Here is a 25,722-nt window from a genome sequence, read left to right on the forward strand (position 1 = left end):
GTTACTTGAAATATCGACTATCGGCATGATCTACAGCCAGCTTACGTATTGCGTGCGGCCGAATCCTCTACAATACGGTTATAAGGGTTTATCATTGTTTGACTGATCCATTTTTTCCACTTTCCGAGACTCTTATCCCGCTATGCGTCGTCCTTCCAAAGATTCATCCCATAAACTGACTGCCGACAGCCAGCGCCTGGTCACCTTTGCCCAGGCGATCGTACAGGCAGCCAGCCGTCTCGAAGAGCGGTCCTGGGAACACAGCCTGGATACGCAGCTCCAGAAATTACTCAAAACCGGCCACCAGGACACCATCGACAACACCCTGGGCAGCCTGTTCAAGGAAGACTTGAACGCCTACGACGTGCTGATGGACTGCGTTGAAGCCGTCAGCGAATCGACCGTCATCACGCATGAAGACGTGCGCTACGACGCCCTGCTCGTCGCCGTGCCCATCCTCGCGTGGACGCGCTTTTCCATCGCCTCCGGCCCCATGGCCGGCGACGCGCACGGCGTCTTGTCCGCCCACTTTGCCGCCCACCTGCTGGCCGACGGCACGAAGATGGCCATGGCGCCGACCCTGTATTCGATCGACCAGTTGCCGCGCAGCCACGTCGAGACCTATGCCAAGACGCAGAAGCTGGCGCAAGCCGCGCTGAAGGGCACGGCCGTCAAGCCGTCCGCCAAGGAGGCGGAAACGGCGCCCTTCCTGGCCGACACGCGCTACCTGCTGGTGGCCGTGGTGGCGCCCGCCGGCGCGCCGCTGTTCCGCTGGCAGACGCCGGCCAGCCAGCTCGACTTCATCGCCGAGCGCAGCGCCGCCCTGGAACAATGGCGCACGCAGGCGACACCGACCATCGCCCGCCTGCTGCCCGGCTGCGGCCTGGAACTGCTGCTGCCGGAAGCATATTATGTGGCGTGCCGCGAAGCCGATAAGCTGATCCGCCCCGTCTCCGTGCGCGCCGCCGTGCACTACCTGACGCACACCCTGGCCATCGAGCCATCGGAACTGCGCGCCGTGATCGCCGGCTTCGGCGAGGAAGCGGCCGACGGCCAGGTCGATGAATACCGCATCGCCTTCACCCTGCGCCAGGCGCCGGACGTCATCTACGGCATCGTCTGGCCCCTGTACGGCCAGGAAGACGAAGATGGCACGCCGATCGAAGGCCTGATCCAGGTGGGCATCGCCGCGCTGGACAAGCAAAAGACGCCCGTCGATGAAATCGTCGAGCATTTGAACGCCGCCGGTGTGACGCAGATCAAGCGCCACGCGGAACGTTTTGTCGGTGAATACTGCGACGATTGCGGCGCGCCCCTGTTCGCCGACCCCGTGGGCGAGCTGGCGCATGCGGAAATGCCGGAAGATACGCCGCAAGGCACCGAGCACTTCCATTGATCTGATGACACGCTCTTCAAACCTGCTGCGCAGCCCGCTACGGTTTGAAGAGGTGTCGATGCAATGCTTGAACGGCAGTCGGATTAGCCGGAACGGCGTCATCCGGCAACAGCGTTAGCGCACAAAAAAGGCGGAACCCCGGTTCCGCCTTTTTTTATTTCAACGTCATTTAAACCACTATCACCACTGCGAGAACGGGTGGCGGATCAGATTCGCGTTGTAATAGCGCGCATCGCCCGACACTTCCGCGCCGATCCAGTCCGGCTTCTCGAAGGCCTGGTCTTCCGACGCCAGTTCGATCTCGGCCACCACCAGGCCGGCATTGGCGCCGAGAAATTCGTCGACTTCCCACACCATGCCCGCGTGTTCGATGCGGTGGCGGTATTTTTCGATCAGCGGCTGCTCGCACAGCCCGTCGAGCAGTTCGGTGGCGTCGGCCAGCGGAATCGGATACTCCCACTCGCCGCGCGAGGCGCCCACGTTGGCGCCCTTGATGGTCAGCATCGCCTGCCCGCCTTCGATGCGCACGCGCACCACGCGCTCGCGCGCGGACGAGAGATAACCCTGGCGCAGCAGCACCGGCTGGCCCAGGCCGCGCCAGGCATCGCCAGCCAGCAGGAATTTACGCTCGATCTCGATACCCATGAACAACGCCGATCAGTCCAGCGACAGCAGGATAGGCTGCAGCATGGCCGCGCCCAGGGCCGCGCTGCGCGCGCCATTCCAGCCGACGGCCGGATCCGGCAGATCCGCGTTTTCCTTGAACGGCATTTCCAGCGTCAAGGCCAGGCAGCCGAAGTGGTGGCCGACGTACTTCGACGCCAGGGTCAGCATGTCCGACTTGTACTTGCTGGCCGCGTAGCCGAACTTGTCCTGGAAGTCGGGGCTGGCCTGCTTGTAGCGCTCGATGAAGGCCTTCTGGTGCGCCGCCTGGGCCGGCGTGAAGTTTTCCAGCATTTCGTTGCCAGCCACAAAGTTGTACGGCAGCGCTTCATCGCCGTGGATGTCGAAGAACATGTCGACGCCCGTTTCGTGGATCTTGTTTTTCACGCACAGCACTTCCGGGCTGGACGCCAGCGATGGCGTCATCCATTCGCGGTTCAGGTTGGCGCCGGCCGCGTTCGTGCGCAGGTTGCCGCGGATGGAGCCGTCCGGATTCATGTTCGGCACGATATGGAACACGGCGCGCTGCAGCAGTTTGCGCGCGATCGGGTTGGCATCATCGAGCAGCGAGTCGATGAGGCCTTCGACGAACCATTCGGCCATCGATTCGCCCGGATGCTGGCGCGCGATGACCCAGATTTTCTTTTCCGCCTGCGGATTGCCGATGGTGACCATGTTCATGTCGCGGCCGTCGACGGTGCTGCCCAGGTCGGAGACGCGCGCCAGCGGATGCTCGGCCACTTCGCCCAGCAGGCGCAGATGGCGCTCCCACGAATACGGCTCGAAGTAGGCGTAGTACACGCTGTCGAGTTCCGGCGTATGCGAAATCGTCATGACCTGGCCATCGAACGACGTCGGCACGCGGAACCAGTTTTCGCTGTCGTAGCTGGCCACGGCCTGGTAGTCTTCATAGCCGGCCGGATAGGTGGCCTGGCCCGCGTTCAGGAAACGCATGGTGCATGCCTGGCCGCGCGCGCCCTGCAGGCGGAAGTGGAACCACTGGTGGATGTCGGCGTGGCTATCCTTGCGCAGGTTCAGGTCGATGGCGCCGGCACTGCTGGCGCTCACCACGTCGATGGCGCCAGAGTCGAAGTTCTGGCTGATTTTAATGGTCATGGAATGGTCCGTCCTCATGTAAGTGTTCCGGCGCTGCCTCGTGGGCATGCGCCGTCGCGCGAAAAAACGCAGTGTAAGCTATCCCGCTATTTTCCGCCCTTTGGCCCCGTTCGCAAAGCCCGACAGGCCGATTCCTGCATCAATCCGGGGCATCGATGGCAAAGCGCCGGGCTAAAACGCGAAAAGTCGGCCAACTGTCGCATCTACCGGACAAAAATCTGATTTGTAACAATGCCAGACACATTGGCAACGCACGGCCGCCCTATAATTCTTTCTTTCATAGAGTCGCCAGGAAAGAGTCGTGGACAAGAAGTTGACTAATATTCAGGAAAGAAAGTTACGCGAGGCTCAGGCGCGGCGCGAGCACATCATCGACGTCGTCAAGGATCTCATCAAAAAGGGTGGCGCGCGCGCCGTTTCCATCCGCAAAGTGGCCGAAGCGGCCGGATTTTCCACCACCGTCGTGTACGCGCTGTTCCGCGACAAGGCCACCCTGATCGCCCAGGCCATGGACAAGGACTTGCTGGAACTGGTACGCGCCATGCGCACCGCCTGCGACACCAGCATGGACCCGTGGGAACGCATCGGCCTCGTCGGCCGCGCCTACATCGAGTACGGCTTCCAGCATCCCGACGAGTATTCTCTGATCTTCATGGAGCTGCGTCCGCACGCGGAAGTCGACGCCGTCGAAGTGGAACACGGCAATATCGAGCAAGACCCGTATGCCTACGCGCTGCACCTGTTCGGCGATCTGGCGCAGGCCGGCCTGGTGCGCCAGGACGAGGCTGCCCTGCACGCCATGACGCAGATCTTCTGGCAGTCGCTGCACGGCCTGGTGTCGCTGCGCATCGTCATGGATGCGGGCGACCCATGGACGCCGCACCCGGAAATGAACGCGCATATCGAAGACTTGCTCGCTGTCGTCACGGCAGGCATCCGGCTGCGCTTTGCACCGTCCTCGTGACGTTTGATCCAGCACAAACCGCCCCGACGGAAAAGGCGGACAGTGGGGTGACGCCGCCTGCGCTGGTGCAGCGCGGCTCGCGCGAAGGAGTGCGAGATGAACGAAGCCTATGCCACGGACCGGCTTGACAAACAGCAAAGCGCGAACAATGCTGTACGCATGGAAGCGCGCCTGACAAAACTGGAAACGGACCGGGAACATGACCGGCTATGGTTCAAGACCCTGGAACAGCGTCTTGGCGAAGGCCTGGACAACGTGCGTACGGAATTGCGCGACGAATCGCAGTTGCTGCGGGCCGACCTGACGCAATTTCGCGGCGACCTGCGCGGCGACTGCCACGCCTTGCGCACGGAACTGGGCGACATCCGCAAGCACATGCATACCCACTTCCTGTGGTTCATGGGCATCCAGGCCACCACCACGTTTGCCTTGCTGGGCCTGGGCGCCAAGGCCCTGCATATGTACTGAACAGTGAAAAAGGCAGGTGCGGTGCTGCACCGCCCTGCCTGCCTTGATGCTGGCAAAGCTTACTGTGCTGCCAGCATGCTCTGCGTTTCCTGGTAGCGCGTATGCCACGCCAGCGCCTGTTCCAGGATGTGCGGCGTGTGGCCGCCGCGCTGGCATGCCGCGTCGTAATACGCGCGCAATTGGTCCCGGTAATCGGGATGCGTGCAGCGCTCGATGATCAAGGGCGCCCGTTCACGCGGCGCCAGTCCGCGCAAGTCGGCAAAGCCCCACTCCGTCACCAGCACGTCGACGTCGTGCTCCGTATGGTCCACGTGCGAGACCATCGGCACGACGCTGGAAATGCGTCCGCCCTTGGCCGCCGATTTCGACACGAACATCGACACTTGCCCATTGCGCGCAAAGTCGCCCGACCCGCCGATGCCGTTCATCATGTGCGTGCCGCACACGTGCGTGGAATTGACGTTGCCGTAAATATCGAACTCGAGCGCCGTGTTCAGCGCGATGATGCCCAGGCGGCGCACGATTTCCGGATGGTTGCTGATCTCTTGCGGGCGCAGCACGATCTTCGAGCGGTAATGGTCGATGTTGTCCATCAGCTTCTGGTGCACGGGCGCCGACAGGGTGATCGACGAGGCCGAGGCGAACGCCAGCTGGCCCGAGTCGAGCAGCTCGATGGCACTGTCCTGCAGCACTTCCGAATACATGGTCATGTTGCGGAAAGGAGAACCGATCAGGCCATGCAGCACGGCATTGGCGATGGTGCCGATCCCCGCCTGCAGGGGCAGCAGTTCCGGCCCCATGCGCCCGGCCGCCACTTCGCCTTCCAGGAAGGCGATCACGTGGCCGGCGATCGCCTGCGTTTCCGCGTCGGGCGGCAAGGCGTTCGACGGGCTGTCGGGGCTGTCCGTGATGACGATGGCGGCGATGCGCGCCGGGTCGATGGCAATGGCCGTGCTGCCCAGGCGCTGATCCACGCGCGTGAGCGGGATCGGTTCGCGGCCCGGCAGCGATTGTGGGATATAAATATCGTGCAAGCCTTCCAGCGCCAGCGGCGTGGACAGGTTGATTTCGATGATGACTTGCGTTGCCTGCTGGGCGAACGCGGCGGAGTTGCCTACCGACATGGTCGGGATGATGGCGCCGGCCGCCGTGATGGCCGTCGCTTCGATGACGGCGATGTCGACGGCGGCCAGGTTGCCCGAGCGCAGCTGCTCGGCCGTTTCCGACAGGTGCTGGTCGATGAACATGACGTCGCCGTTGTTGATCTTGCCGCGCAGAACCGGGTCGACCTGGAACGGCATGCGGCGCGCCAGCACGCCCGCCTCGGCCATCAGGCCGTCGCTGCCATTGCCCAGCGAGGCGCCCGTGATCAGGGTCAGGCTCAGGGGGTCTTGCAGGGCGCGCTCGGCCAGGGCGCGCGGCAGGGCCTTGGCGTCGCCGGCACGGGTGAACCCGCTCATGCCGACACGCATGCCGTTGTGGAACAATTTGGCTGCCTCATCGGCGCTCATGATTTTACTCAGCAGGCCTGGGTGGCGGATACGGTCCTCGTACATCGTGATGCTCCTGATCTTCTTCATATTCTCAAACTGGATGGCTGTCATACACCAGCCCCATAAGTGGATTCAGTATAAAATCCCGCTTACATGCATGGCATGAATTAATTTCGCCACATCCAGTCGATATTTTCATGCCCTGACACTCCCGAGCCCCCTCTTGGATATCCGTTCCCTGCGCTATTTCGTGGAAACCGTGCGCCTGTCGAGCTTTACGCAGGCGGCCGAATCGCTGCACCTGACCCAGTCGACCATCAGCAAAATGGTGCGCCAGCTGGAAGACGAGGTGGGCGCTCAGCTGCTGGTGCGCGATGGGCGCAAGCTGACCCTGACGGACACGGGCCGCATCGTCTACCAGCACGGCCAGGAAATGCTGGCCAATATGCGCCAGCTGACCCTGGAAGTGCGCGACACGCAGGCCTTGCAGCGCGGCAGCCTGACGGTCGGCATCCCGCCCATGATCAATGTGCTGTTCACCTCGGTGCTGAAAGCATTCCGCGCGCGCCATCCGCACATCAGCCTGACCCTGCAGGAAGACACGGGCCAGCAGATCGAGCGCAAGGTGGCGGCCGGCGAGCTGGAAATCGGCATGACGGTGCTGCCGGCCGATCCTGAACTCGACCTCGTCGCCGTGCCTGTCGCCAGCTACCCGATCTGGGCCCTGGCCGAGCCGGGCACCTTCCAGAAGAACCGCACGACCCTGCCGTTCAAGGCGCTGGCCGACCTGCCGCTGGTGCTCCTCAAGGATGATTTCGCCCTCACGCGCAGCCTGCGCCAGCATTTCGCGCAGGCGGGTTTCGCGCCGACGATCACCGCGCAGAGCGGACAATGGGACTGGCTGGTGGCGATGGCCTCCGCGGGCCTGGGCGTGGCCCTGCTGCCGCAGCCGTTCATCCACCGCCTGGCGGGTGAACCGCTGGAAACGGTACGCATCGTCGAGCCGGAAGTGGCGTGGCAGGTGGCGCACGTGTGGAGCGGACGCTATCTGTCGCACGCGGCGCGCGCCTGGCTGGAAGTGTGTCAGGACGTGCTGGGCACGACATTCGAACACTGAGGAGTCGACGCAAAAAAGGGTGGCCGAGGCCACCCTTTTGATTTACCGCAGGCTGCTGCGCTTATTTGCCGTCGTCCTGGTACATGCCGGCGTACTTCCAGCCGAAGTACAGAATGAAGGTGTAGCACAGGGCCGGCACGAGGAAGGACAGCTGCAGGTTGATGTGGTCAGCCAGGAAACCCTGGATGAACGGCACGATGGCGCCGCCGACGATGGCCATGCACAGGATGCCGGAACCCTGGCCCGTTTGCGCGCCCAGCTTGTTCAAGGCCATGCTGAAGATGGTCGGGAACATGATGGAGTTGAACAGGCCCACGGCGATCAGCGCCCACATGGCGGTGTGGCCACTGGAGAACACGGCGACGAGGATCAGCGCGATGACGACGGCGGCGTTGAAGGCCAGGGTCTTGCCCGGGCTGACATAGCGCATCACGGCAAAGCCGACGAAGCGGCCCAGCATGGCGCCACCCCAGTAATAGCTGACGAAATAGGCGGCGTCGGCGTGGCTGAGGCCCGCGATATGGCTCTCGCCCAGGAAGTTGATCAGGAAGCTGCCGATGCTCACTTCGCCGCCCACGTACAGGAAGATGGCCAGCGCGCCCAGCACCAGGTGGCGGTGCGACCAGATCGAGACCTTGTTGCCGTCCTGCGCCAGGGCGGCCGCGTCGTCCGCGTGCGAAATCTTCGGCAGCTTGGCCAGCGCGAACAGCACGGCCAGAATCACCAGGGTGGCGGCCAGCACCAGGTACGGGCCCTGCACGGCGGCCGCTTCCTTGGCGCGGTAGGCCAGCTGCTCGGCGGCCGGCAGCAGGTCGAACTGCTGCACCGTCAGCACGGTGCCGGACAAGATCAGCATGCCGCCCAGGGCTGGCGCCACGGTGGTGCCCAGCGCATTGAACGCCTGTGTCAGGGTCAATCGGCTCGATGCCGTCTGCGGGTCGCCCAGCTCCGTCACGTACGGGTTGGCCGCCACTTGCAGCACGGTGATGCCGGCCGCCAGGATGAAGAAGGACAGCAGGAACAGTGCGTAGCTGCCGGTGGAGGCGGGATAGAACATGGCGCAGCCGGCGGCGGCGATCAGCAGGCCCGCGACGACGCCGCGCTGGTAGCCGATGCGCTTGATCAGCATGCCGGCCGGCAGCGAAACGATGGCATAGGCCCCGAAGAAACAGAACTGCACCAGCATCGCCTGCACATAAGTCAAGGTGTAGATCGAGCGCAGATGGGGGATGAGCACATCATTGAGCGAGGTCAGCAAACCCCACATGAAAAACAGCACCGTGACAATGATCAGGGCGCCCGTATTGTTTTGCGTGCCGGCCCGTGCGGACGATGCGTCCAGGCCTTGCTTTACGTATTCCATACCTTCTCCATTTTTCAAATCCAAGTTTTGTCTTGCCAGGCATGGAAGCGATTCCATCAAGGCAACACCAGGACGCGCCAGAAAAGTCGCCAGACATCAGCGCAGGCTATGACTGCCATCAGGAATACGGGGCAAGCATGGCGCAATTCTCGCGCGGCGGGCGCACGGCCGGGCATTTCTCGCCAGAACAGTGTTTTATGTGTGCAGCAGGCCTGCTGGCTGCGTCTGAAAACAACATCCTGGCAAAAACAGTCTTGTAGTAAAACTACGATACTGCGCCCGCATTATGCCCGAAAGCCCCGCAATGCGCAGCTTTCCCGCCTGTTATTTCAAAAATGAATAGCCGACATTTGAAATCAAAAGTAGCCTTATATCTTGGGATTGGTATACTTATGTTGCAGTGCAGCACACCGCGGCACGCCACTCAAGGAGTCTGCCATGTCTACCGCCTTTACCTATCACACCACGCAAAACAACAATATCGTCGCCACCCTGGCGCACGCCGCCAAACGCCTGGGCGCCTGGCTGAGCCAAAGCAGCGACCACCGCGAACGCGCTTACGAAGAAGCGTATCTGGCCGAATCGACGGACCGTTACGATCTGGAATACCGCATGCGCGAACTGGCCCGTGCCAACCCGCAGCCGAGCTGGATGAGCGGCCTGAGTCGTTAAGAGTGCCGCCATACCCAGCCACTCATCGCAGACCATTATTGGCTGTTGCAACATCGATAGCACCATCCTGCTCGCCTTGCGCTTGAGCACAGGATGGGCTATACAGGCGGGATGCAAACGCCCATTACCATCGTCACCATCGCCGGCAGCCTGCGCGCCGCCTCGCTGAACAGCGCTCTGCTGCGCGCCATCGCCCGGCTTGCCCCGCCGCCATTCGACGTCCGCATCTATCCGGGACTCGGTGAACTGCCGCTGTTCAATCCTGACCTCGACGCCGGCAGCCTGCCCGCCGTGACGGGTCTGCGCGACGCCATCCTGGCGGCCGACGTGCTGATGCTGGCCAGCCCCGAGTATGCGCACGGCGTGAGCGGGCCCATGAAGAATGCGCTGGACTGGATGGTGGGAAATGAATCGTTCATCGACAAGCCGCTGGTGCTGCTGAACGCCTCGCCGCGCGCCACGCACGCGCAGGCGGCCCTGCGCGAAACGGTGCGCACCATGTCGGCGCGCCTGATCGACGAGGCCTGCATCAGCCTGCCCCTGCTGGGGTCGGGACTCGATGCGGACGGCATCGCCGCAGACCCGGCATTGCGCCGGGCCATCCTCGATATGTTGCAACGCATCAGGGCATTTTCATGACCGTCTGCACGTTTCACTGTCAAATCATCTAGTTTTACTACGTACTTCTACGCACCGCTCAATGCGGGATCATGCCGGTGAACACGTACGCCTGCAGCATGGTGATGATGCCGATGATGACGGCAAACAGCAGGCTGTGCTTCAGGGTGAAGCGGAACAGGTCCGACTCCTTGCCCACCAGGCCCGTTGCCGCACAGGCGACGGCGATCGACTGGGGCGAGATCATCTTCGCCGTCACGCCACCCGTCGTGTTGGCCGCCACCAGCAAGGTATCGGACACGCCGATCTGGTGCGCCGTCGTGTTTTGCAGGGAGCAGAACAAGGCGTTCGAGGACGTGTCCGACCCTGTCAGGAAGACGCCCAGCCAGCCGAGGAAGGGCGAAAAGAACGGGAAGGCGGCGCCGCTGCCGGCCAGCAGCAGGGCCAGGGTGGATGACATGCCCGAATAATTGGCAACGAAGGCAAACGCCAGCACCAGGCCGATCGACAGCACGGGACGGCGCAATTCCACCATGGTTTCCACGAACGCCTTCCAGCCATCGCTCGGCTTCATGCGCAGCATCAGCATCGACAGCACGGCCGTCAGCAGGATCGCCGTGCCCACGGCCGACAGCAGATCGAGCTTGAACACGGCCTCATACGCCTTCGGCGCGGCCACGATGGGCATCGTTTTGATCACCAGCTGGTCCAGGTAGGGCACGTGGATCTTGATGACCAGGCCGGACAAGGCGCCGCCGGCGGCAAACAGGGCCTTGAAGCCGGGCAGGCTCCACACGGTGACGATGGCCGTCAACAGGCCGAACGGCGCCCAGGCGCGCATGGTCTGCGCCGTCGTGTAGGGCGAGGCGGCGCGGTTGCCGCCGCCGCGCACGGCCGAGGCACCGCCCGTGCCGCCAAAACCGGACAGCGCGGCCGTGCCGCCGCCGACGGCATGGGCCACTTTCGCGTTCTTCGGCTGCCACACTTTCAGGAACAGGGTCAGCGACACCAGGCTGACGAGGGCCGAGGTGATGTCCGGCAGTTCAGGGCCGATATGGTTCGACGTGAAGTACTGGGTCACGGCAAAGCTGAACCCCGTCACCAGCGCGGCCGGCCACACTTCGCGCACGCCGCGCACGCCATCCATCATGAACACCAGCCAGAACGGCACCAGCAGCGACAGCAGCGGTAGCTGGCGGCCCGCCATGGCGCCGATCAGGAAGGGGTCGATGCCCGTCACCTGGCCCGCCACGATGATGGGGATGCCCATGGCGCCGAAGGCCACGGGCGCCGTATTGGCGATCAGGCACAGTCCCGCAGCGTACAGCGGATTGAAGCCCAGGCCCACCAGCAGCGCCGAGGTGATGGCCACGGGCGCGCCGAAACCGGCCGCCCCTTCCAGGAAGGCGCCGAAGGCAAAGCCGATCAGCAGCACCTGCAGGCGCTGGTCGTCCGTGACCGACAGCACCGAGGCGCGGATGATGTCGATCTGCCCCGTCTTCACGACGATCTTGTACAGGAAGACGGCCGTGACGATGATCCAGGCGATGGGCCACAGGCCATACGCAAAACCGTAGCCGGCCGCCGCCAGCGCCTGCGGCACGGGCATGCCGTAGGCGAAGATGGCCACCGCCAGCGCCAGCGCCAGGGTGACGGCGGCCGCCACGTGGCCCTTGATGCGCAGCGCCGCCAGGGCGATGAAGAAGAAAATGATGGGAACGGCTGCCGCCAGCGACGACAGCCACAGGCTGCCGAGCGGTGTGTAAAGTTGGGTCCAGGTGTGCATGTCGGGTCTCCTCCGGTGGATGCGGGTTGAATGAAAAAACGGCTTTTGATGTAATTGTGTGCAGCGTGTTTTTTGCGGTATGGCGCGGTGTCGCTATTCTTCCTGCCCCCGTGCGTTGAGCAGGTCGGCCAGGCTGCGCGGCGCCGGTGTTAAAGGCTTGCGGTGCTGGGTCCAGCCCAGTTGCGCGCGCGGCGTCAGCATCCGCAGGCGTGTGGCGGCCCAGCGGAACAAACGGTAGCTGGCGGGACGCGCGAAGGCGCCGCTCCAGAAGCGCCAGATCAGGCTTTCGCCGCGGCTGAATGTGGCGCCCTGGCCGCGCAGCGGATGGCTGACTTCCTCGTTCGGATTGCGGTTCGCCTCCGTGCGCAGGCGCACCAGCAATTGCGGAATCGGGATGCGCACGGGGCACACTTCGCCGCAGGCGCCGCACAGGCTCGACGCCGTGGCCAGGTCGGCCGTCGCAGCGAGCCCCAGCAGATGGGGCGAAATGATCTTGCCGATCGGTCCCGGATACGTGGTGCCGTAGGCGTGGCCACCGATGCGCGTGTAGACGGGGCAGTGGTTCATGCAGGCGCCGCAGCGGATGCATTGCAGGGTGGCGCGCAGCTGCTCGTCGGCGTAGGCCTGGCTGCGGCCGTTGTCGAGCAGGACCAGGTGCACCTCGCGCGGGCCGTCCTTTTCGCCGGCGCGGCGCGGGCCGGAAATCAGGTTGAAATACGTGGTGGTGGCCTGCCCCGTCGCCGAGCGCGTCAGCAGGCTCGCCAGCGGCACGATATGTTCCAGCTTGGCGACCACTTTTTCCATGCCCATGATGGCGATGTGGACCTCCGGCACGGAGGTCGTCAGCCGGCCATTGCCCTCGTTTTCCACCAGCCACAGGGTGCCCGTGTCGGCCGCCGCGAAATTCACGCCCGACAGGCCGATGTCCGCCTCGACGAAGGCCTGGCGCAGGGCGCGCCGCCCCGTCTGGATCAGGCTGTCGACGTCTTCCGTGTAGGGCGCGTCGGGAATGTGCTCGGCGAACAGGCCGGCGATGTCGGCCTTGGTCTTGTGAATGGCCGGCATGACGATGTGCGACGGCTTTTCGCCCGCCAGCTGGACGATGTATTCGCCCATGTCCGACTCCAGGCACGTCATGCCGCGCGCTTCCAGGTAGTGATTGAGTTCGATTTCCTCGCTGGCCATCGACTTGCCCTTGATGCAGCGCGTCGCCTGATTGCGCTGCGCGATGGCGTGGATGATGGCGTTGGCCTGCGCGCCATCCTCGGCCCAGTGCACCTGCACGCCGGCCGCCGTCAGCCTGTCTTCCAGCTGCACCAGCAGATCGGGCAGGCGCGCCAGCGCGTGCCGGCGCACGGCTTCGCCGATGTCGCGCAGGCGTTCCAGCTCGTCGCCGTCGGGGAACTGAGCGCTGCGCTTGTCCTGTAAAAAATCCATGGCGCCGCGAAAGCTCTGGCGCAGTTTCGGGTCGTCCAGCGCGGCGCGGGCGCGCGCATGGAAATCGGCCGGCGTGACGAATTGCAGGGGCTTGGCGTTCATGGCCGGCCTCCTTCCGGGGCGGTCAAATCATCGATGATCAGCACCCACAGCCAGCGCGGGCCGTGCGCGCCATACGCCAGCGTTTGCTGGATATCCGACGTTTTCGAGGGGCCCGACACCAGCACCAGATTCGATGGCATGCCATCCATCCAGCGCTCGGCGCGCGCCGCCGCGTGCAAGTCCACGTGCAGGGTGCTCGCATACACGAGGCAGACATGCAGGGGCGGCGCCAGGGACACCGTGCGCGGCGTGGCCGCGTCGGGCGCGATGACCAGGGTGCCCGTGGCGGCGATGCCGGAACGCGCGACGGTCAATCCCGCATCGACGGTATCGAACAATTCGCCCTTCCATTGCGCCAGCGGACGCTCGAACGGCAGCGCTTCGAGGCCCTGCGGCAAGGCGGCGCGCAAGGCCCGCCCTTCGGCGCTGCCCGTATCGAGCAGCAACCGGCGCACGCCGTGTTCACCGAGGCGCTGCGCCAGCAGGGCGGGCCAGGCGTCCGCGCTCACGCAGTCGACCTGCGCGTGCGCGGCGCGCAAGGCTGCCTGCATGGCCGCTATCCGGTGGTGCGGCGCCAAGGGCGCGGCGGCGCGGCGCGCCTCGTAATGCTTGTCGATGGCCGTATCGATGATGTCCACCGCCTCGGGCGCGGCGGGAGCGGCGGCGCGCAGGCGTCCCAGCATGCGTTCGCGGGCAGTCAATGCCGTACTCATGGCGCACCTCCCGTGCGGCGCCACAGGAAGCTGGCCAGGTGTTCGACGGGCAGCGGCGCGCCCTGGTGCTGCGCGGCGTGGCCGATATTGAGCAGGCAGCCGCAGTCGGCCGAAACGAGCCGGTCGCAGCCCGTGGCGCAGGCCGAGGCGATCTTGTCGCTGACCATGGCGCCGGAAATATCGGGGTGCTTCAGTGAAAACGTGCCGCCGAAACCGCAGCATTCCGATTCGCGCTGGTGTTCGATGCGCGTCACGCCGGGCAAGGCGTCGACCAGGGCCACCCCGTGGGTGCGCGTGCCCATTTCGCGGCGCGCGCCGCACGAGGTATGCAGCACCACGTTTTCATCGGCCTGCCCGGGGCTGGCCAGGGCCAGACCGGCCAGGTCGAGCTGCAGCACGCAGACGAGAAATTCGCTCAGTTCATACACGCGTCCGGCCAGTTCGACCGCCTTGGGACCGGCCACGGGATCGTCCTGGAACAGCTGCGGCCAGTGGTGGCGCATCATGCCGGCGCAGGAACCGGACGGCACGATCACGGGCCACGGCTGCGCAAACAAGTCGAGCTGGGCGCGGGCCACGGCGCGTGCCTGTTCCGGGTTGCCGCTGCTGTAGGCGGGCTGGCCGCAGCAGCTCTGGCCGCGCGGATAATGCACCAGCAAGCCCTCGCGCTCCAGCAGGCGCACCGCGTCGAGCCCCGCCTGCGGCACAAACAGGTCGACCAGGCAGGTGGCGAACAGGTACACCTGGAGCGGCGCGGGCGGGTAGTGGCGTGGTGCGCGGCTTGCCACGTGACGTGGCTGGCGCGGGTCTGGCTGCGGGTCTGGCTGCGGGTCTGGCTGCATGAGTGTGTCTCCCGGCGCTCCGTGTGTTGCTGCGGCGCCGCTGTGTGTTGTTAAGAATGACCGGTTCACGCATAATTCCAGCTTCCGCAAGCCACTTCAAATTGCTCGGACCACTTTAAAACAACAGCGGAAGACATCGATGGCGACAGGCATGCAAACGCGGGGCAGGGTCGAGACGGTGATGCGCAGGCTGGAAACAGCCCTGCTCGATGGCAGCTTGCCGGCGGGCGCGCAATTGCCGGCCGAACGCCTGCTGGCGCAGCAATATGGGGTCTCGCGCAATACCGTGCGCGAAGCGGTGCAGCGGCTGGCGGCGCGGGGCCTCGTGCGCAGCCGGCGCGGCGCCGGCGTGTTCGTGACGGATCAATTGCGCACCGGCATGGCGTCGCCGTGGAGCCAGCTGGTGGCCGACCACCCCGCCCTGCGCGACGACATCCTGGAATTTCGCCGCGTGCTGGAAGGGGCGACGGCTTATTTCGCGGCGCAGCGGGCCAGCGGCGACGAGCGCGCGCAGATCATGGCGCTGCTGGCCGAGCTGGAGCAGGCGCGCGCCAGCGACGACAAGCACGGCGAGGCGCAGGCCGATGCGCGGCTGCATGAAAGCATCGCGCAAGCGTCGCACAACACCATGTTCCTGCACCTGCACACGAGCATCATCGGCATGCTGCGCGAACACATCACCATCAATGGCACGGGCTTGCGCCAGCAGGATGAGACAACCTCGCTGCACTTGCTGGCGCAGCACCGCACCCTGTGCGAAGCCATCTGCGCCAGCCGGCCCGAGGAAGCGCGCACGGCCATGCAAAGCCACATCGATTTCGTGCGCACGCGCGTCACCGGCGATGACGACTGAGGCCACTGGTCGGACCAGTCGACGGCCACAGCGGCGGCGAAAACTGCTACCATCGCGCGCCGCCACTCCTTTCGTCCTGCCATGACCGTCCTCGTCCATACCCATCCGCTGGTGCGCCAGCTGGAAAACGACTTGCTGCCCCTGTTCCGCGCCGCCCTGCCCGCGCTCGCGGCCGCCGCGCCACGCGCGCTCGCCTCCGTGTTCGCCTTTTCCAGCGGCACGGCCAGCGCTTTCCACGATTACCACTTCGGCATTTCCTGCCTGCTCGAGGAGGTGCCCGACGATGCTCCGGAAGAGGTCGCGCTGCTGGTCAGCGTCACGGGCCTCGACACCGGAGCCCGGCTCAGCGCCCAGGTCGTCTGGGGCCAGCCATCGGGCCAGGTGGAAACGCAGGCCGAACTGGCGGCGAGCGACCTGCCCGCCTTGCATGCGGCCCTGCCCGGCTTGCTGGCCAGCCTGCAAGAGGCAGCCAGCCGAGGCGGACCCAGAATGTAACAAACGCATGTGACAGGCGCATGAAAAAGTGCCACTAAACAACAACTTACGATTTCCGTATCGCAACATTATTGACTTGCACTAGTCATACCCCCTATCCTTTCAGTTACGTTTGGTGAGAATATGTGCATGCCCGCGCGGCCGTCTGCTGGCCGCCTGGCGCGCAGGATGGCATCACCTTTCCTTCTCCGACCTAGTCTTTTCCGCATTTTTTTGCAACCACCAGGACAGCGCGCGCCAACAGCCGCTGCCAGCAAATACGGAGCCGACTGCCATGCGACCGACCCTGCAATCCCTGATTACCGCCCTGCTGGGCAGCACCCTGCTTGCGCTGGCAGCGCCTGCCGCGTGCGCCGATGACAGCGCGCCCGCCGGCGCCAGCGTCAGCGCCAATGCCAGCCTCGTTTCACAATACATTTCGCGCGGCTTCCGCCAGACGTGGGGCAAGCCCGCGCTGCAGGCGGGCGCCGACTACGCGCACCCGAGCGGCTGGTCGCTGGGTACCTGGGCCTCCACCGTCAGCGACCGCTACATCCAGGATGCCACCGTCGAATGGGACCTGTACGGCGGCTACGGCGGCACCGTGGGAGACCTGGGCTACAGCGTGCTGGCCTACTATTACAAATATCCGGGCGCCGTCTACCGCGCCACGGGCGTCAAATACGACTATGGCGAACTGTCGCTGGGCCTCAGCTACAAGATGCTGTATGCCAAGTACAACCGCACCGTCACGCCGGACTTTTTCGGCATCACGCATGCGCGCGGCACGGGCTACCTGGACGTGGGCGCGAATGTCGACCTGGGCCATGCCTGGACCTTGAACCTGCACGCCGGCGATGGCCGCGTGGCCGGCGCCGGCAATGCGATGTGGAACTGGCGCGACGCCAAGATGGGCGTCACCAAAGCCTTCGACGGCGGCTGGAGCGCGAGCGGCGCCATCACGCGCGCCTGGGGCGCCACCGATGCCTATGACCATTACACGCTGGGCGTGCCGGATGCGGCGGGCCAGGTCGACGCCTCGAACCCGGCCGCCACCACGGTCGTGCTGGCCGTCAGCAAAACGTTCTGAACCGATATATCTCCCTACCAAGGAACAGCATCATGCAACTTTCACTCAACAGCAAAATCTGCGTCGCCGCCACCGCGCTGGCCGTCCTCAGCCTGGGCGTCACGGCGGCCGTGATCGGCTACAAGAGCAGCGCCAGCGCCGAGGCGGCGGCCCTGGAACTGGCCCGCACCTCGGCGCGCGAAGTGGCCGGCGCGCTGCAGGCGCGCATCGCCAGCAACCTGTCGAGCGTCTCCAGCCTGGCCGGCGCCATGCGCGGCACCAAGAGCGCGAACTTGCCCATGCAGCGCGAGCAGATCAATGAACTGACCAAGGCTACCCTGACCAGCTCGGAAGACTTGCTGGGCGCGGCCGTGACGTGGGAGCCGAACGCGCTTGACGGCAAGGATGCGGAGTTCGCCAACCAGAAGCCGCACTACGACGCCAGCGGCCGCTTCATGCCCTACTGGACGCGCGGCGCCGGCGGCAAGCTGCAGGTCGAACCCATCGTCTTCGACCCGAAAGCGGGCGCCAACGACTGGTACGACGTGCCCAAGCGCACGGGCAAGACCTACTTCACGGAACCGTACATCTACCCCGTCGATGGCAAGAATGTGCTGATGGCCTCGCTGGTGGCGCCCATCATGATCGACGGCAGCTTCAAGGGCACGGCCAGCGCCGACTTCATGCTCACGCGCCTGGCGAAAATCCTGGCCGACCTGAAAGTCATCGAAGGCGGCAAGCTGGCGCTGATCTCGAACGGCGGCCTGTACGCCAGCCATCCCATGCCTGAGCGCCTGGGCAAGAAAGCGGACGACGTGCCGGCCGCCGGCCTGGAAAAAGTGCGCCAGGGCCAGCCATACGAGTATGAAGACGGCCAGGGCTACATCCATTTGCTGCAGCCGTTGCAGATTCACCCCGACATCGCGCCGTGGAGCGTGGAGCTGAACTTCCCGAAAAGCGTGGCCACCGCCTCGGCGCGCGAGCTGATGACCTACACGTTGATCGTCGCCCTGCTGTGCGCGGCAGCCACGGCCGGCATCCTGATCCTCGTCGTGAATCAGCTGACGCGTCCGCTGCGCACCCTGGGCCGCACCATGACGGACCTGTCCAGCGGCGACGCCGACCTGCGCGTCAAGCTGGAAGTCAAGGGCACCGACGAGCTGGCCGTCATCGGCAAGGGCTTCAACGCCTTCGTGGAAAAAATCCACGCCGTGCTGCTGCAGGTGCAGGCCAGCGCCGACAACGTGGCGCGCGCCAGCGCGGAAATTGCGCAAGGCAATAACGACCTGTCGGCCCGCACGGAACAGCAAGCCAGTTCGCTGGAAGAAACGGCCGCCTCGGTGGAAGAGCTGACCGGCACCGTGAAGGAAAACGCCGACCATGCGCGCCAGGCCAATCAGCTGGCCGCGTCCGCCTCGGATGTGGCGCAAAAGAGCGGCGAAGTGGTGGGCAAGGTCATCGAGACCATGACCTCGATCAATGACTCGTCGAACAAGATCGTCGACATCATTTCCGTCATCGATGGCATCGCCTTCCAGACGAATATCCTGGCCCTGAACGCGGCCGTGGAAGCGGCGCGCGCGGGCGAACAGGGCCGCGGTTTCGCCGTCGTCGCCACGGAAGTGCGCAACCTGGCACAACGCTCGGCCGCCGCCGCCAAGGAAATCAAGCTGCTGATCGACGATTCCGTCGGCAAGGTGGCGGCGGGAAGCAAGCTCGTCGATGAAGCGGGCGCCACCATGGAACAAGTGGTCGACAGCGTGCGCAAGGTCACCGCCATCATGGCCGACATCAGCGTCGCCACCACCGAGCAAAGCGACGGCATCGCGCAAGTCAACCAGGCGCTGGCGCAGATGGATGGCGTGACGCAGCAAAACGCGGCCCTCGTCGAGGAAGCGGCGGCCGCCGCCGAAAGCCTGCAAGACCAGGCCAGCCACCTGGCCGAGGTGGTCAGCGTGTTCAAGCTGGGCGAGCAGGTGCGCGCGGCCGCGCCGGCGCAAGCGGTAAAGAAAGTCACGGCGACAGCAGCGCCAGCCAAGGCGGCGCTGCCTGGCAAGCGCCTGGCCGCCGCCAAGCCGGCGCCTGCCGAACGGGCACCCGCCAAGGCGCCGGCCGGTGATGACTGGGAAGAGTTTTAAGGGCGCAGCGTGCGTCATCGGGAGCATCGCTGCGACGGCAAGAAATATTGATTTAAATCAACTTGCAAAGACAATCGGTGAGAATTGCGCCCCATCCATTCTCCTATACTGTTTGCCGCGCCTACGGCACGCACGCTTGCCGAAATCAAAGGATGGGGCATGAAAAAGACAGTAGCAATCTTCTTGGCATCAAGTAGCGCACTGCTGGCCGGCTGCGGGGGCGGCGGGGGCGATTCGGGCAGTTCCAATGCGGGCGCATCGGGCAACACGCCGGCCCTGGCCGCCTACGTTGGCACCTGGCAAGCCCCATGTGACGACCATGAGCGCGACACCATGGTCGTGACGCTCAAGGGCGATGGCAGCGGCGCGCTCGAATTCACGCCAACGACCGAGACTTATTTCAAGGCGGACTGCAGCGGCGCCTTGCTGGGCACGGAAACCATGAGCGCGAAGATCAGCGCGGCACCGGATGGCACGGCCGATATCCAGATCAAACTGACGATCAATGGCGCCGCCACCAGCGTGCGCATCGACAAGCTCACTCTGTCCATTCCCGCCTACAGCTTCAGCGTCACGGGCCCCGGCGTGCAATACGTCAAGAAAGAAGGCCAGCAGCAATGGTGCATCGACTATGAAGGCGGTTCGACCTGCCTCATCGACGAGGGCATGCGGCCAGCGCAAACCATCGCCGGCGGTGTCTTCTTGCGCGATAACAACCTTTACACCGTCGTCAAGGACGGCGGCGCCTACGTGCCCGACATGCTGTATGTAAAAAAATAGGCCATGTCGCCGTTTCCAGCCGGCTGGCCGCCTGATCTGCTGCCGCCTGGCGAGTATGCGGAGTCGGGCAGCACAGCCAGGGGAGGATTTTCTCCCCCCCCCTATCTACCGATGACAGAGCCAAACAAGAAGCGCCAGGCCGGCTGCGGGGCTCCCGGCCTGGCCGCACCCCGGCCGCCACCCGCTTCCCGCTTTCATGCACTTGTGTCCGTTAGCGCGCGAATGTGCAGGATCGAACATACATTGTAAAAATAGAAAGCTAAGCTCTTGAAAAACAGGAGCTTGCCATGTCACCCACCGCCTTTCCCCTGCCGTCCCCCGCTGCGCTGACCGCCTTGCTGCGGCCACAGGACAGCGATTTCTCCCCCATCGAAGGCTTGCGCCGCCTGCGCGACGCGGGACTGGACCAGCTGCCGCTGCCCGGCCATGGCGCCACCCTGGAGCGCTGGCGCATGCTGGCCGCCGTCGCCGCCATCGACCTTTCCCTGCTCAAGCTGTATGAAGGCCATACCGATGCGCTGGCCATCCTGGCGGAAATCGACGGCCCCGGCGCGCCAGCCGGCAGCAGCTGGGGTGTCTGGTGCGCGGAAATGCCGGGCGCGCGCGTCAGGCTGCAGCAGACGGCGGACGGCCGCTACGTGCTCGACGGGCGCAAGGCCTGGTGTTCCGGCGCGAGCGGATTGAGCCATGCATTGGTCAGCTGCTGGAACGACGATGGCCAGGCCTGCCTCGCTTCCGTCGCGCTGGCGCAAGCGGGCGTGCATGTCACGGACGAAGGCTGGCACGCGGTCGGCATGCAGGCCTGCGCCAGCGTCGACGTGACGTTTTCCGGCGCGCGCGCCTTCCCCGTGGGCGCGCCGGGCGCCTACCTGGAACGTCCGGGCTTCTGGCACGGCGGGGCCGGCATCGCCGCCGCCTGGTATGGCGCCGCCTGCGCCATCGCCAGCCATCTTCACGCGCGCGCGCAGCACGCCGCGCCCGATCCCATCCGCCTGGCGCAATTGGGCCAGATCGACTGCGCCCTGCGCGCGGCCGGCGCCCTGCTGCGCGAAGGCGCGGCGGAGCTGGACCAGCACCCGCAGCGCGACGCCATGGCACTGGCGCTGCGCCTGCGCCTGGCAGTGGAAGACGCCGCTACCCTGGTGCTGCACCTGGCCACGCGCGCGCTGGGCGCCGGCCCCCTGTGCCGCGATGCGCGCTTTGCGCGCCTGGCCGCCGACCTGCCCGTGTTCCTGCGCCAGAGCCACGCGGAGCGCGACCAGGCCGTGCTGGGCGGCATCGTCGCCGGCGCCGAAGACCATCCTTGGGGACTCTGACATGTTCGCCCATCTCGACACGCATGCGCGCCGCATCGAAGGCGGCGGCACGCCGGACCACGTGTGGCAATCCTGGCCCGGACTGAGCGAGCTGCCCGTCATCGACGCGGCCGAGCTGGTGCCGCCGGGCGCGCGCGCCGTCATCGTCGCGCCCCATCCCGACGATGAAATCCTCGCCTGCGGCGGCTTGCTGCAACTGCTGGCGGCGCAAGGCAGCGCGCTGCTGCTGGTGGCCGCCACCGATGGCGACGCCAGCCATCCGGGTTCGCCGCTCTGGCCGCCCGAGCGCCTGCGCCAGGTACGGCCGCAGGAATCCGCGCAGGCGCTGCACGCCCTGGGCCTGGCCCCGCCCGACTGGCTGCGCCTGCACCTGCCCGATGGCGGCGTGGCTGGCATGACGCCGGAGCTGAGCGCCGCCCTGGCCGCGCAGCTGCGGCCCGGCGACCGGGTGTTTACCACCTGGCGCCTGGACGGCCATCCGGACCATGAAGCATGCGGCTGGGCCTGCGCTTCGGCGTGTTCGGCCAGCGGCGCCACCCTGGTGGAAATGCCCGTCTGGGGCTGGCACTGGGCCACGCCCGGCGACACGCGCCTGCCCTGGCACCGCGCGCGCCGCCTGTGCTTGTCGGCAGCCCAATTGCAGCGCAAGCGCGACGCCCTGCGCTGCTTCGCCAGCCAGATGCAGGGCGACCCGTCGACGGGCCAGCCGCCCATCGTCGCCGGCGACGCCTTGCAACGGCTGCTGCATGCCTGGGAGGTGTATTTTCTATGAACTCCGCCAAACCGGATGATCAGCGCGGCGCGTATTTCGAGAATCTGTACCGCCAGGACGCCGACCCGTGGCGGGTGCGCCAGCGCTGGTACGAGGAACGCAAGCGCGCCTTGCTGCTGGCCAGCCTGCCGCAGCGGCGCTACCGCCACGCGTATGAACCGGGTTGCGGCAATGGCGAGCTGACGCTGGAACTGGCGCGCCGCTGCGACCGCGTGCAGGCGGCCGACCTGTCGGCCGAAGCGCTGCGCCTGACGCGACAGCGCCTGCTGGATGCGGGACAAGATGCGCATGTCAGCCTGGCGCGGCACAAGCTGCCGCAGGACTGGCCGCGCATCCTGCCGGGCGCCGATAAATTCGACCTGATCGTCCTCAGCGAGATTGCCTATTACCTGACGCCGGAAGAACTGGCGCGCGTGGTCGAACACAGCGTCGCCAGCCTGGCGCCAGGCGGCAGCCTCGTGCTGTGCCACTGGCGCGCGCCATTCGCACAACGCATCGTCTCGACCGTGCGCGTGCATGCGGCCTTCCACGATGCCCCCGGCCTGTACCGCGTGCTGCGCCATGAAGAAACCGATTTTCTGCTGGGGATCTGGTCGAATGATGCGCGCTCGGTGGCGCAGCGCGAGGGCTTCGCATGATCGGCATCGTGGTCCCCGTGCATGACGAAGAAGCCTGCCTCGGCGCCTGCCTGGAGGCGCTGTGCGCCGCCGCCACCTGCCCCCGGCTGCACGGTGAAACGGTCAGCATCGTCATCGTGCTCGACGCCTGCAGCGACGATTCGCGGCGCATCGTGCTGGCGCACGCCATGCATGCCGACCCGCGCTGGCACCTCGATTGCATCGCCGTCGAGGCCCGCAACGTGGGCTTTGCCCGCGCGGCCGGGGCGGAAGTGCTGCTGCGGCGCGGCGCGCGCTGGCTGGCCTTTACCGATGCCGACACGCGCGTCTCGCCGGCCTGGCTGAGCACCCAGCTGGCGCTGGACGCCGATGCCGTCTGCGGCACGGTGGCCGTCGACGACTGGTCGCCGCACGGTCTCAATGCCGATGCGCTGCGCCAGCACTTCGCCGACACCTACACGGACGCCGACGGCCACCGCCACATCCACGGCGCCAACTTCGGCGTGCGCGCCAGCGCCTACCTGCGCGCCGGCGGCTTCGCCCCGCTGGCCTGCAGCGAAGACGTGGCGCTGGTGGCTGCCCTGCAGGCCAGCGGCGCGCACATCGCCTGGAGCGCCGCGCCGCGCGTGGCCACCAGCGCGCGCCGCCAGGCGAAGGCCCGGGGCGGTTTCGGCGATACTTTGCTGCAGGTGGTCGAGGCCATGGCAGGGCAAGTGGCAACGTGCAATTTCGCCCTGTCGCCAGAGCATCCAGGGTAGGCGATCATGCGCTTGCCTGCTCCGCGCGCCGGGCCTCTTGCTCCAGCGCTTGCCGCCGCGCCTCCTGCGCCGCCTTTGCCGCTGGACCAGCGCGCGTTACAGCGCTTCCTTCAGCCCCGGCGCGAACTCGGCGCCGTGCTTGACCTGCGCGGTGGACGCCTTCAGCGTGGCGCCGATCGGCTCGGCGCGGCCGTCGAGGCATTTGCCGAGGAAGTTTTCCGTCACCGCGTTGAAGGCGATGTTGTTGACGGGGCGCGCAAAACCGTGCCCTTCGTCAGGGAACAGCACATAGGTGACGGGGATATTCTTCGCCGCCATGGCCGCGACGATCTGGTCCGACTCGGCCACGTTGACGCGCGGGTCATTCGCGCCCTGGCCGATCAGCAGCGGGCGCTGGATATTCTGCGCGAAATTCAGCGGCGAGCGCTCCTTGAGCAGCGCGCGGCCCTCTTCCGTGGTCGGATCGCCCATGCGCTTGTAGAACTGCTGCTTGCCCGCCTCCCAGTACGGCGGAATGGTTTGCAGCAGGGTAAACAGGTTCGACGGGCCGACGATATCGACGCCGCAGGCGAACGTGGTGGGCGTGAAGGCCATGCCGGCCAGGGTGGCGTAGCCGCCGTACGAGCCGCCCATGATGGCCACCTTGTCGGCCGTCGTCACGCCGCTCTTCACGGCCCATTGCACCGCGTCGAGCAGGTCGTCATGCATCTTGCGGCCCCATTGCAGGTCGCCGGCGGAGATGAACTGCTTGCCGAAACCCGTCGAGCCACGGTAATTCACCGACAGCACGGCGTAGCCGCGGTTGGCCAGCCATTGATGGTAGCCGTTGTAGCCGTAGGTATCGCGCGCCCACGGGCCGCCGTGCACCAGCAGCACCATCGGCACCGCCTGCGTGGCCTTGCCGCCGGCGCCAGCCTTCGATGCCTGCGGCAAGGTCAGGTAGGACACGAGGGTCAGGCCGTCGCGGGCCTTGATTTCCTGCGGATACATGGGCACCAGCGGCGCGCCTTCCAGTTCCGGACGCGTGACGTACAGCTGCGTCAGCTTCTTGCTCTTGCGGTCATACAACCAGCTCGATGCGGGCGCCGTCACGGCATCGACGCCCACCAGCCACTTGTCGTCGGCTTCCGTGCGCGACGTCACGTTGAACTGTCCTTTGGTATGCTTTTTCAGGAAGGCCAGGTCGGCCTTCAGGTCATCCGTCAGCGGCAGGTATTCCTGCTGCAGGTAATCGACGGAATAGGCCTGCACCCGGCCCGTGCGCGTATCGTACAGCGCGTCCGAAATGTCGGCGCGCGGGTCTTGCGCCACCACCGTCGTCTTGCCGCTGGCCACGTCCTGCGCCAGCAGCGCCGACGTATTGCGGCCGCGCGAATCGGTCCAGTACAAGGTCTTGCCATCGACCGTAAACGCCAGCGGCGCCGTGGTCTGCGAGTCTTCCAGGCCCACTTCGGCCAGCGGCGCGTTCTCGACCTTGCCGTCCGTCATGCGGAAGTACTGCATGCCGCCATCGGCGCGCGCCTTGCTGGCGATGCGCAGCTTGAGCTGCTCGTCGGCCAGGTAGCCGCCATAGCCGTCGTTCTGCTGCACCAGGGTCAGCTTGCCGCTGGCCAGGTCCAGGCTGTACACGTCATGCCAGCGCGCATCGCGGTTGTTGATGCCCACCAGGATGCGGTCCTTGATCTTGCTGCTGATCTGGACGATGCGCACGCGCGTCTTCTCGAACGGCGTGTAATTGATTTGCTTGCCGGTGGCCACGTTCACGCCGTACAGCAGGAAATTCTCGTCGCCACCCTTGTCCTGGATGAACAGCAGGGTCGTCGAATCGGGCGACCAGAAGCTGCTGCGAATGGGGCGTACTTTCTCTTCCGTCAGCGGGCGCGCCTGCGCCAGGTCGCTGGCCGGCGCCACCCACACATTGAGCACGCCATCGCGCGGCGCGATCCAGGACAGCCACTTGCCATCGGGGCTGATGCGCCCGCCGGACTTGCTGGGATTGCCGAAAATCTTCGCCCGCTCGATCAGCGGCGTGTCATTGGCGGGGGCTTGGGCATGGGCCGGCAGTGCGGCAGCGAACAACAGGACAGGCAGGGCATAGCGAATCATGGACACCTCATGGTTGATGAATGAAGGAAAAACATCACACGTGCATGTGCCAGCAAATCATAGGCCAAAATAGTATTGCCAGGTTGACT

Annotated in this window: 25 protein-coding genes; 16 read left to right on the forward strand and 9 right to left on the reverse strand. The window is 65.5% G+C overall.

Annotated features, from left to right (window positions below):
* The first annotated feature begins 142 nt into the window (after positions 1-142).
* Positions 143-1,396, forward strand: coding sequence for a DUF2863 family protein (locus tag BM193_RS02975; protein ID WP_092795243.1), 1,254 nt, complete (start codon positions 143-145; stop codon positions 1,394-1,396).
* Positions 1,397-1,576: 180 nt separating this feature from the next.
* Here BM193_RS02975 and BM193_RS02980 read toward each other — a convergent pair whose 3' ends face one another.
* Positions 1,577-2,041 (reverse strand): CYTH domain-containing protein, encoded by a 465-nt coding sequence (locus BM193_RS02980; RefSeq protein WP_092796989.1) that lies wholly within the window; start codon positions 2,039-2,041, stop codon positions 1,577-1,579.
* A gap of 12 nt (positions 2,042-2,053) precedes the next feature.
* Entirely contained in the window at positions 2,054-3,175 is a 1,122-nt protein-coding gene (locus BM193_RS02985; RefSeq protein WP_092795245.1) for a M14 family metallopeptidase, read from the reverse strand.
* Between the two features lie 313 nt (positions 3,176-3,488).
* Between BM193_RS02985 and BM193_RS02990 the strand changes: the two genes are divergently transcribed.
* Complete coding sequence (locus BM193_RS02990; RefSeq protein ID WP_254785804.1) at positions 3,489-4,139, forward strand: TetR/AcrR family transcriptional regulator; 651 nt, start codon at positions 3,489-3,491, stop codon at positions 4,137-4,139.
* 96 nt (positions 4,140-4,235) lie between these two features.
* Entirely contained in the window at positions 4,236-4,607 is a 372-nt protein-coding gene (locus BM193_RS02995) for a hypothetical protein (protein ID WP_092795249.1), read from the forward strand.
* 59 nt (positions 4,608-4,666) lie between these two features.
* Here the strand turns inward: BM193_RS02995 and BM193_RS03000 are convergent, their stop codons facing one another.
* Positions 4,667-6,163 carry an acetyl-CoA hydrolase/transferase family protein gene (locus tag BM193_RS03000; RefSeq protein ID WP_092796991.1) on the reverse strand — a complete coding sequence of 499 codons (1,497 nt, stop codon included), beginning with the start codon at positions 6,161-6,163 and terminating at the stop codon, positions 4,667-4,669.
* A gap of 160 nt (positions 6,164-6,323) precedes the next feature.
* Between BM193_RS03000 and BM193_RS03005 the strand changes: the two genes are divergently transcribed.
* The gene (locus BM193_RS03005; RefSeq protein ID WP_092795251.1) at positions 6,324-7,217 is read left to right on the forward strand and encodes a LysR substrate-binding domain-containing protein; all 894 of its coding nucleotides are present in this window, start codon (positions 6,324-6,326) and stop codon (positions 7,215-7,217) included.
* Between the two features lie 61 nt (positions 7,218-7,278).
* Here the strand turns inward: BM193_RS03005 and fucP are convergent, their stop codons facing one another.
* A complete protein-coding gene (gene fucP, locus BM193_RS03010; protein ID WP_092795253.1) occupies positions 7,279-8,580 on the reverse strand; it encodes an L-fucose:H+ symporter permease in 1,302 nt (433 codons plus the stop codon).
* Positions 8,581-8,621: 41 nt separating this feature from the next.
* Between fucP and BM193_RS28170 the strand changes: the two genes are divergently transcribed.
* The 3 genes from BM193_RS28170 (at position 8,622) to BM193_RS03020 (ending at position 9,891) form a co-directional block, all read left to right on the forward strand.
* A complete protein-coding gene (locus BM193_RS28170; protein WP_139176002.1) occupies positions 8,622-8,840 on the forward strand; it encodes a hypothetical protein in 219 nt (72 codons plus the stop codon).
* Positions 8,841-9,072: 232 nt separating this feature from the next.
* Positions 9,073-9,252, forward strand: a complete 180-nt coding sequence (locus BM193_RS03015; protein WP_254785880.1) for a DUF3563 family protein — start codon at positions 9,073-9,075, stop codon at positions 9,250-9,252.
* 111 nt (positions 9,253-9,363) lie between these two features.
* The gene (locus BM193_RS03020) at positions 9,364-9,891 is read left to right on the forward strand and encodes an NADPH-dependent FMN reductase (RefSeq protein WP_092795257.1); all 528 of its coding nucleotides are present in this window, start codon (positions 9,364-9,366) and stop codon (positions 9,889-9,891) included.
* A 58-nt stretch (positions 9,892-9,949) separates the two neighbouring features.
* Here BM193_RS03020 and BM193_RS03025 read toward each other — a convergent pair whose 3' ends face one another.
* From BM193_RS03025 to BM193_RS03040, 4 genes are all read right to left on the reverse strand, one after another.
* Complete coding sequence (locus BM193_RS03025; RefSeq protein ID WP_092795258.1) at positions 9,950-11,656, reverse strand: lactate permease LctP family transporter; 1,707 nt, start codon at positions 11,654-11,656, stop codon at positions 9,950-9,952.
* A 93-nt stretch (positions 11,657-11,749) separates the two neighbouring features.
* Entirely contained in the window at positions 11,750-13,195 is a 1,446-nt protein-coding gene (locus BM193_RS03030) for a LutB/LldF family L-lactate oxidation iron-sulfur protein (protein WP_092795259.1), read from the reverse strand.
* On the reverse strand, positions 13,192-13,908 hold the full coding sequence (locus BM193_RS03035; protein ID WP_092795261.1) for a LutC/YkgG family protein: 717 nt from the start codon (positions 13,906-13,908) through the stop codon (positions 13,192-13,194). Before BM193_RS03035 ends, BM193_RS03030 begins: the two co-directional genes overlap by 4 nt.
* Positions 13,905-14,750 carry a (Fe-S)-binding protein gene (locus BM193_RS03040; protein ID WP_092795263.1) on the reverse strand — a complete coding sequence of 282 codons (846 nt, stop codon included), beginning with the start codon at positions 14,748-14,750 and terminating at the stop codon, positions 13,905-13,907. The genes BM193_RS03035 and BM193_RS03040 overlap by 4 nt, the downstream gene beginning before the upstream one ends.
* A 151-nt stretch (positions 14,751-14,901) precedes the next feature.
* On the opposite strand from BM193_RS03040, the gene BM193_RS03045 reads away from it, so the two are divergent.
* From BM193_RS03045 to BM193_RS03085, 9 genes are all read left to right on the forward strand, one after another.
* On the forward strand, positions 14,902-15,603 hold the full coding sequence (locus BM193_RS03045; protein ID WP_092795265.1) for a FadR/GntR family transcriptional regulator: 702 nt from the start codon (positions 14,902-14,904) through the stop codon (positions 15,601-15,603).
* Between the two features lie 81 nt (positions 15,604-15,684).
* Positions 15,685-16,098, forward strand: a complete 414-nt coding sequence (locus tag BM193_RS03050; RefSeq protein ID WP_092795267.1) for a hypothetical protein — start codon at positions 15,685-15,687, stop codon at positions 16,096-16,098.
* 274 nt (positions 16,099-16,372) lie between these two features.
* The gene (locus BM193_RS03055) at positions 16,373-17,167 is read left to right on the forward strand and encodes a TorF family putative porin (protein WP_092795269.1); all 795 of its coding nucleotides are present in this window, start codon (positions 16,373-16,375) and stop codon (positions 17,165-17,167) included.
* Between the two features lie 32 nt (positions 17,168-17,199).
* Complete coding sequence (locus BM193_RS03060) at positions 17,200-19,284, forward strand: methyl-accepting chemotaxis protein (protein ID WP_092795270.1); 2,085 nt, start codon at positions 17,200-17,202, stop codon at positions 19,282-19,284.
* A 159-nt stretch (positions 19,285-19,443) separates the two neighbouring features.
* Positions 19,444-20,064 (forward strand): hypothetical protein, encoded by a 621-nt coding sequence (locus BM193_RS03065; protein WP_139176003.1) that lies wholly within the window; start codon positions 19,444-19,446, stop codon positions 20,062-20,064.
* 287 nt (positions 20,065-20,351) lie between these two features.
* On the forward strand, positions 20,352-21,380 hold the full coding sequence (locus BM193_RS03070) for an acyl-CoA dehydrogenase family protein (protein ID WP_092795275.1): 1,029 nt from the start codon (positions 20,352-20,354) through the stop codon (positions 21,378-21,380).
* Between the two features lies 1 nt (position 21,381).
* Positions 21,382-22,152 carry a PIG-L deacetylase family protein gene (locus tag BM193_RS03075; RefSeq protein ID WP_092795277.1) on the forward strand — a complete coding sequence of 257 codons (771 nt, stop codon included), beginning with the start codon at positions 21,382-21,384 and terminating at the stop codon, positions 22,150-22,152.
* Positions 22,149-22,790: a class I SAM-dependent methyltransferase gene (locus BM193_RS03080; RefSeq protein WP_092795279.1), complete on the forward strand. Its 642-nt coding sequence runs from the start codon at positions 22,149-22,151 to the stop codon at positions 22,788-22,790. The genes BM193_RS03075 and BM193_RS03080 overlap by 4 nt, the downstream gene beginning before the upstream one ends.
* On the forward strand, positions 22,787-23,527 hold the full coding sequence (locus BM193_RS03085; protein WP_092795281.1) for a glycosyltransferase family 2 protein: 741 nt from the start codon (positions 22,787-22,789) through the stop codon (positions 23,525-23,527). The genes BM193_RS03080 and BM193_RS03085 overlap by 4 nt, the downstream gene beginning before the upstream one ends.
* 96 nt (positions 23,528-23,623) lie before the next feature.
* Here BM193_RS03085 and BM193_RS03090 read toward each other — a convergent pair whose 3' ends face one another.
* A complete protein-coding gene (locus tag BM193_RS03090) occupies positions 23,624-25,633 on the reverse strand; it encodes a S9 family peptidase (RefSeq protein WP_092795283.1) in 2,010 nt (669 codons plus the stop codon).
* Positions 25,634-25,722 lie beyond the last annotated feature (89 nt).

This window comes from Janthinobacterium sp. 344, from assembly GCF_900112025.1.
Lineage (GTDB): Bacteria > Pseudomonadota > Gammaproteobacteria > Burkholderiales > Burkholderiaceae_D > Janthinobacterium.